We start from the raw sequence: 2,234 nt of genomic DNA, 5'->3' as shown, positions 1-2,234 counted from the left end.
ATTTCTTTTGTTGTTTTCCTTATTCAAATTTTCTATATACCTCCTTTCTTATGAATTTTATATATTTATGTTTTGAATTTTTAAATTCTAATATTAGATTAAGATAGTTAAGATTATTATGAAAATAGAGTTGTTTTCTTTGGTGCGCGTACTGAGAAATATTTCATGATGTCTGTTGTGGCTGGACGTTTTCTCTGAGTAATAGTTTTTCTACGTTCATTCATTAAAGCATAACAGCATAAACAAGCTGTATAAGCTCTATCATCGTGGAGCTTATTAGCTTTCTCCGCTGTAAGTTCAAACGAGTCTTTACCAGAATCACGTTTTTTTCTTACCATGTTTACTAATTCTTCTTTTAATGCATCTATATTAGCCAAAGCCAATTTATCCATCCACTCAAGTTTAATTGATTTTGTATTTACAGACTGGATGTTATTCAACTCTTCGTTAAGCTTTTCTTCAAATTCGCGTTCGCTCAATTTCTCTTTTTTCAATTTTAAAGTTATTTCTTCCTTTGCTTTATTTAACTTTTCCTGATCTACATCAAATACTGTTAAATAATCTTTGTTATCATATGGAGCTGTGAAACTAACTTTATCCTGATTTATTAATTCAATCATCGCTTCATACATTTCAGATTTATATGCAGTAGGAGACATCAAATGGACTTTATCAACTGCATTTGGAAATTTCTTGACATATTCTGAAGAATATTCTTTATCAATCAGCCCTCTATGGGTAATACCAGCTTCATCTGTCCAATCTGGCATTAAATAATCAGCAATATTTACACCGCCACCGCCAGAACCAGCATCAATATATATACCAAGAATATTTTCATATCCATCAGCACCACCGTTATAATCTAAAATTACCTGTTTTAGATATTTTACTTGATCTGGAGTTTGCATAGGAGATTTAATTTTTTTTCCAACATCAATAAGATTAATACAATTAACCAATCGCATTCTTTTATCAATTGTACCATCTACCTGCTCAAAGTCATAAACCTCTCCAACTAAAATAACTGAGTTGTCTCGACTTCTAGCTGGATCATAGCCAATAACAAATTTTTTATTACCAGTGTCATTAAAAAGTAAAGGCTTACGAACTTCTTCATTTCTGGTAATAACACCTCTACGAATGATTGCATCTGTTCCAGCATCAGTAGTAAATTGACAATAATATTCTCTACGTGCTTTTTCTGGATTTGTTCTCATTTCTGTTTCAACCGTAGTACGAGATAGAAGCGGAGTAACTAATTCACCTTTTAAAGTAGGTTTAAAAGCTTGTTCACAATCAATATGTAAAACGCAATAATCAGGATTTCCCATAATTTGCTGTTTTGCAAAATCTCTATATAATCTCCAAAATTGTGTATCTCTTGAAGAAGCAGAACTAATGTAAAATTTCTGATATGGTAAATCTCTAGGAATACATCTTTGCCGAATTGGATCTATAGAATTTCCATCAGCGTCTTTACCAGTTTTTAAGCTTCTGTTTACTGCTGCAAAAGCTCCATAAACGTTCATCATTTCATCTGAAAGGAAACCACTTTCATCAAAAATTACAGATCCGCGACTTCCTCTTTTGGCGTCCACATTTGAGTTCAATGTCTTAGTCATGGAATTGTTATAACATGTATAAGAAAACCCATTACTAGAATGGCTGAATCCATCCCCAATTACATTTTTTACTTCAACTTCATTTTTAAAAACTGAACCTGTCGAACCATAAAATGTATCAATATTATCATTTGCAAGTCTTTCTAGTGTAGTAAAAGTTTGTTCTGCTTGTCCACCAGTACCGCTTGCAATATAAGTCCAAACATTACAGAAGCACATATCTTTAGCCATTATCTCTAAATCAATTACTGTACTTTTACCATAACCACGCGTACAAACTGCAAGTACGTTTGGACAAACCCAACTTCGTTGAACTAACAAAGATTGTCCGTCTAATAATTCAATATTAAAGAAAAGATCTATTGCACGAATGGGGTTACATTGTAGATATTTTTGAATATTTGCAATTTGAATATAAGATTCGATTTTTCTGGAAGAGACTGTATATCCATGTGGTTTAATATATATACCATATTGGTCATAAAAATCTTTATCATAATTCTGTTCGCTATACGGCAGCGGCTTTTTGTCAGTCAGCTGATAAGGCGTACTGCCGGAAGCATAGATATGATAGTACCTCGAGTAATTCATCTGGGTCTGCATGACCAA

1 protein-coding gene is annotated in these 2,234 nt (G+C 32.6%); it reads right to left on the bottom strand.

The window, feature by feature from the left end:
* Window positions 1-116: 116 nt before the first annotated feature.
* A partial coding sequence (locus DWX91_RS16980; protein WP_207664042.1) for a hypothetical protein occupies window positions 117-2,234 on the bottom strand: 2,118 nt, incomplete at its 5' end.

It is taken from the genome of Clostridium sp. AF22-10 (assembly GCF_003478725.1).
GTDB lineage: Bacteria > Bacillota > Clostridia > Lachnospirales > Lachnospiraceae > Otoolea > Otoolea fessa.
This window is presented reverse-complemented; position numbering and strand designations above follow the sequence as displayed.